The sequence below is a fragment of the Enterobacter sp. PGRG2 genome, from assembly GCF_030291195.1.
Classification (GTDB): Bacteria; Pseudomonadota; Gammaproteobacteria; order Enterobacterales; family Enterobacteriaceae; genus Enterobacter_D.
Genome location: NZ_CP127837.1, coordinates 3842116 through 3847233, shown reverse-complemented (window position 1 = coordinate 3847233; position 5118 = coordinate 3842116). Strand labels below are relative to the sequence as shown.

Annotated in this window: 7 protein-coding genes; 4 read left to right on the top strand and 3 right to left on the bottom strand. The window is 51.4% G+C overall.

Features of this window, described 5'->3' with window-relative positions; genetic code table 11:
- Positions 1–281 (top strand): hypothetical protein (locus QRD42_RS17195; protein ID WP_415877721.1); only part of this gene is annotated, 281 nt, incomplete at its 5' end.
- A 35-nt stretch (positions 282–316) separates the two neighbouring features.
- The gene (locus QRD42_RS17190) at positions 317–940 is read left to right on the top strand and encodes a glutathione S-transferase family protein (protein ID WP_321987703.1); all 624 of its coding nucleotides are present in this window, start codon (positions 317–319) and stop codon (positions 938–940) included.
- A gap of 30 nt (positions 941–970) precedes the next feature.
- Here QRD42_RS17190 and QRD42_RS17185 read toward each other — a convergent pair whose 3' ends face one another.
- On the bottom strand, positions 971–1696 hold the full coding sequence (locus QRD42_RS17185; RefSeq protein ID WP_321987702.1) for an SDR family oxidoreductase: 726 nt from the start codon (positions 1694–1696) through the stop codon (positions 971–973).
- 122 nt (positions 1697–1818) lie between these two features.
- Between QRD42_RS17185 and QRD42_RS17180 the strand changes: the two genes are divergently transcribed.
- A complete protein-coding gene (locus QRD42_RS17180; RefSeq protein ID WP_321987701.1) occupies positions 1819–2763 on the top strand; it encodes a LysR family transcriptional regulator in 945 nt (314 codons plus the stop codon).
- 116 nt (positions 2764–2879) lie between these two features.
- On the opposite strand, the gene QRD42_RS17175 is transcribed toward QRD42_RS17180, so the two are convergent.
- Complete coding sequence (locus QRD42_RS17175) at positions 2880–3386, bottom strand: phenolic acid decarboxylase (protein ID WP_318363944.1); 507 nt, start codon at positions 3384–3386, stop codon at positions 2880–2882.
- Between the two features lie 97 nt (positions 3387–3483).
- Here QRD42_RS17175 and QRD42_RS17170 point away from each other — a divergent pair, with 97 nt between their 5' ends.
- The gene (locus tag QRD42_RS17170) at positions 3484–4371 is read left to right on the top strand and encodes a LysR family transcriptional regulator (RefSeq protein ID WP_321987700.1); all 888 of its coding nucleotides are present in this window, start codon (positions 3484–3486) and stop codon (positions 4369–4371) included.
- Between the two features lie 148 nt (positions 4372–4519).
- On the opposite strand, the gene QRD42_RS17165 is transcribed toward QRD42_RS17170, so the two are convergent.
- A complete protein-coding gene (locus QRD42_RS17165; protein ID WP_321987699.1) occupies positions 4520–4864 on the bottom strand; it encodes a cupin domain-containing protein in 345 nt (114 codons plus the stop codon).
- Between the last annotated feature and the right edge of the window lie 254 nt (positions 4865–5118).

Sequence of the window (5118 nt, the reverse complement as noted above, 5' to 3'; positions counted from 1 at the left end):
GGAGATATCTCATGCCGGAATACTGTTTTTATCAGAAGGGTAAACATATTGTGGTGCTGGAAAGATCGGACGCCCGGGGCGCGTTACCGTTGTCTGAGCAGGGATATGAAAAGCAGTTTGAAGAAGTCAGTGCCACCGATAAAAACCATGCGCTGGCACGTCTTGCAGATATTCGCCGGGAAAAGGAGATCGATCAGCATAATTTCATTTCCGGTGCCGCCACCATGCCGTTTATCGGGTTGATGGCCGCGGCCGCCACTAAGCTATTTTGTAAAAAGTAGCCCGGATAATAACGTCTTACTGAAGGGTGCCAGACATGCTGAAAATACTGGGCAAAACGACATCCATTAACGTGCGTAAAGTGCTGTGGACCTGCGAAGAAATCGGAATGGACTATCTGCAGGAAGATTACGGCAGCGGATTTACCCCGACGGAAACGGATGAATTCCGCGCCCTGAACCCGAATGCCATGGTGCCGGTGATCATTGACGACGATTTTGTGCTGTGGGAATCGAATTCCATCTGCTGTTATCTGGTGCGCAAAGCCGGGCGTGACGACCTGTTGCCCGGCGAACCGCGTGCCAGCGCGGATGTCGAGCGCTGGATGGACTGGCAGGCGACGGAGTTTAACAACGCCTGGCGCTATGTCTTCCCGGCGCTGGGGCGCAGGGATCCGGCCTTTAACGATCCGGCAGCCATTGCCGCAGGCATTAACCAGTGGAACCATTGTATCCGCATTCTTGAACAGCAATTACAGCGCACTCATCACTGGGTGACGGGCGAGACCTTTACCCTGGCCGATGTGGTGCTCGGGCTGTCGGTGAACCGCTGGAAAATGACGCCGTTCGCAAAGCCTGATGTACCAGCCATTGAAGCCTGGTTCACGCGGCTCAATGAACGTCCGGCGTTTTTACGCCATGGCAATAACGGGATGCTATGAGCGTACCAGGCAAGTAACCGTCAGTTCCTGTTACCATGGGGCTCTGTTTTGATCAAAATAGAAGCCCGCTGTGATGTCTGCATTTGCCTCCGCTGCCAGCCAGACAATTCCCCTGGCCGCTTCTGCCACCGTTCTGTAGCCCGTATGGCCATTGAAATCCGTGGCGGTATAACCGGGATCAACGGCATTTACGCTGATACCCTCAGCCATCAACCCTTTAGCGAAAGCGACCGTAATGGCGTTAACGGCACTTTTAGAGCTGGTATACCCCATTGCCTGCACCCGGGAATAAGGATGATTTAAATCAGACACCCATTTCAGCGAACCCAGACCACTGCTGACCATGATTATTCTGGCATTCTGCGCGCATTTAAGCAGGGGAATAAACGCCTGGGTCACTCTGATAAGACCAAATACATTCGTATCATAGACGGCCATTATGTCGTCAATAGGTTGCTCGCCAGGGGCAACATCATGCGAGCCTAAAATACCGGCATTGTTAATCAGCACATCCAGTTTTCCGTCCTCGTGTTGTATCCGCCGGGCGGCCTCATTTATGCTCAGCATATTTGTCACGTCGATAATAATAAGCTGTGCGTCGATACCGTCTTTCGTCAACCTGTTCACAGCCAGTTGGCCGCGATCGTGGTCACGGCTACCCAGCCAGACCTTATAACCCAGTAAACCCAGTTCCCTGGCGGTTTCAAAACCAATACTTTTGTTTGCGCCAGTAATAAGCACATTTTTGTTTTTCATGTTCGCTTCCTGATGATCCGTTGAGTGTGGCTTTTTTAGTAAAAAGCGGCTTTTGTGTTTGGCATTTATAGCCTGCCTGATAGTGTTTGATAATCATGCATAATGTGAACAGGCTGATCGACATGGCGAACAATAGCAGTGCGACGGGGATGGATAACCTGTCGGTTTTTATGGCGGTATTTAAGGAGAGGAGCTTTCGCACCGCGGCAAAGCAACTTGGCTTATCGCCATCGACAGTCAGCGAGAAAATATCCGCGCTGGAAATGAGCCTTGGCGTGCCGCTTTTTACCCGAAGTACGCGCAGCGTCACGGCAACAGAGGCAGGACAGGCGCTGGCCGGGCGTATTGCGCCCTTGCTCATGGAAATGCGAGCCGCCCTTAATGATGTCACCAGTACCCGGCAACATGTGCGCGGTGAACTTAAGCTGAACGTCACGGGTGCCGTCATGGTGGACATACTGCCGCCTTTGCTGGACCGTTTTCTCTCGCAGCATTCGCAAATACGGGTAGAAATTATGGTCGAAGACCGTCTGGTGGATGCCATCGCCGCGGGCTGCGATGCGGGTATACGCTACGGCGAACATCTGGCGAAAGATGTTATCGCCGTCCCCATAGGTCCCAGAATACAACGCTTAGCCCTGGCAGCCGCCCCTGCATATCTCGAATCAAAGGGCGCGATCGCTCATCCTGCCGATCTCCTTGAGCATGACTGTATACGCATGAAATTTTCGAGTGGTGCGCTGGTTCCATGGCGGTTTGAGCGTCAGGGTGAAACCATCAATGTTGATCCGCCGGGCTATATCACTATCGGTGTTGACGGTGCCTCCGCAGCCATCGATCTCGCGCGACGCGGCAAGGGCGTTATCGCCACCTTTGAAAACTGGCTACAGCCTTATTTCAACTCCCGGGATCTTGAACCCGTCTTACCGCAATGGTGGCAGACGTTTGAAGGCCCATGGCTCTATTTTTCCAGCAGGTTCATGTCTGCGCCGTTACGCGCCTTTATTGATTTTCTCAGAGAGGAGCGTGAACAGGATTTTGGGGCATCCGGTTCTGCTTCATCCTGAGTAAGCAGTGGGAAAACGGCGGTCAAACTTGCGTTTTAATGGCAACGTTGTGGTTTAGCAGCAAAAAAAGAAACCGTCGTCGTGACCGGTTTCTTTTAAATTTAACGCTTTCTTATTTAACGCAGGTTATCGGGGAAATTTTCCGGCAGTTCACTCGCCGCGCAGGCAATCACACTGTCATTATTCGCACCGCAGTCACGAATAAAGGTTATGGTGGCAAATTCATCAATAACCTCCGTCGGATAAGCCGGACCGGCATCGCGGTACTGATTCATCAGCGGAATATGGTCATTCTGGAAACAAACCGTTTTTTCAGGGTTATTCATCACCCAGCGCGGGAAGAAAATAGTGCCATGGAAGAGTTTATCCCCCAGGTTGGCAATTAAGCTAACATCCGTCCCGGTTGGCTCGGTCCAGGAGATTTTATAAATATTCTCACCCACACGGACAATATAAGCCCGCTGATCTTTGACCCAACGATTCCCTACCAGGCCGCTGTGAATACGGTAGTCCAGAGTTTGTTCATTTTTGACATAAATTTCGTAGTTCCAGCCGTTATCGTAGGTGTACACCAGATGTTTACCGACGAAACCGCTTAAATCATGCTTATCAAAGTTGCTCATATCAGGTCTCCTCTGTTCGATAAAGCCAGTCTAATGCTTTAATATTTGGGTGAATAGCGCTAAATTATGATGGGTTTAATCTAATAATTGAATCATTATGAACAGAACCACCCTGGAACAATGGGCAATACTGGATTGTGTCTTCACCACCGGCAGCTTTGCCCGCGCCGCCGAAACGCTACACCGCAGCCAGTCATCTATTAGCTATAATCTCGCGCAACTCCAGACGCTACTGGGCGTGACGTTGCTGGTTCCGGAAGGGCGCCGTACTGTATTAACCCCAACCGGGGCCACGCTGCTGAGCCAGGTACGCCCACTCCTGAAAACGTTTAGTTATGTGGAGGCACAGGCTGCGACGTTGCAGGACGGGATGCGGTCGCAGCTTAATTTGGTGGTTGACGTTATCTATCCCCGGGAGCGCCTTTTCTCTGCCCTGCAACAATTCCAACAACGCTGGCCGCATATCCGGGTGAGGCTGACGGAAGTCACGGAAAGCATGTTCCCCTCTATGTCTGCTGTGGACGATGCTGATGTGATGATCGTGACCGACCGGCAAAATACTGCTGGCCGGGGAGAGTGGCTGATGAACGTGGATTTTATAGCCGTAGCACATCGCGATCATCCGCTGCTTTCTGTATCCGGCCCCCTGACCGAAGCACTGCTTGGTAATTGGCCACGCATACAAATAACAGACGGCGGTAAAACTGCCTCAGGAGATAGCCACAACTGGGATTTCTCCACTCTGGATGCGGCGGCAGGCGCTGTCGTGGCCGGTCTGGGATATGGCTGGCTGCCGCAGGCCTATATTCAGCAACAACTGGCGGCAGGTATACTGAAACCATTGCCCCTCAGCCACGGCACTCGCCGGGTCACGCCTTTACACATCATCCTGCGTCAGGATGTTCCGCCGGATGAACCGGTCAGTTTCCTGATATCAGCCCTGAAAATGGCGCTGGACACCACACCGCCAGCGGCGCCCCGGTAAGCACCTGGTTTCAGGCTTTACCACTTGCGACTGAACGTCCTGATAGATATCAAACAGGCCTTCACATCTGGTCAGGCCCGCCAGCCGTGCCGGGCAGGTTCAGGATAATTATGGGTATTCCTTAAAAAGCGCTGTCGGAGAGCTTTTATCAACAGGAAGAGAGATCAGAACGATCGCCCCGGGTTGTCGGATGAGAGATGACAATAAATTCGACGGGTTGATGGCTGTCGTTCCGGGCTTGATGTTTTGCCCCCGGCGGGATTTCAATTCCCTGCCGGGAGGTGATTTCATGTTTATCACCTTCCAGTTCCATCGTCAGAATACCCTCAAGGACATAAAAAAACTGTCTGGAAACAGAGTGAAAGTGTCGCTTCTCATGCGTACCTGGAGGCATTTTTTCGTGAATAATTAGCATATCCTGCCGGTTTACCAGATACCAGCCGTCGCAATCATCACCCCAGGTATAATGCTCAGCATTGTCTTTTGAAATCACCGTTTTTCTCCTGTGTGTAATTTTCTTGCTTGTATTCATTAGAGACAGGCAGACTAACGCGACAAGGTAGAGAGCACTACCACCATATTTAGAATTGACTCCACTGTTTTAAATGGCTTGTCAGGAGAGGAACAAGCAAGGCAGAAGTAAATAACATTACTTCAATAGCTGGTAAGAACGATAASGTCCGCTTTTCRCTCMTRGCGGACCTTCGACTCAATAAGAATGTCCGCTTTGTGCCAGAAGCGGACGTT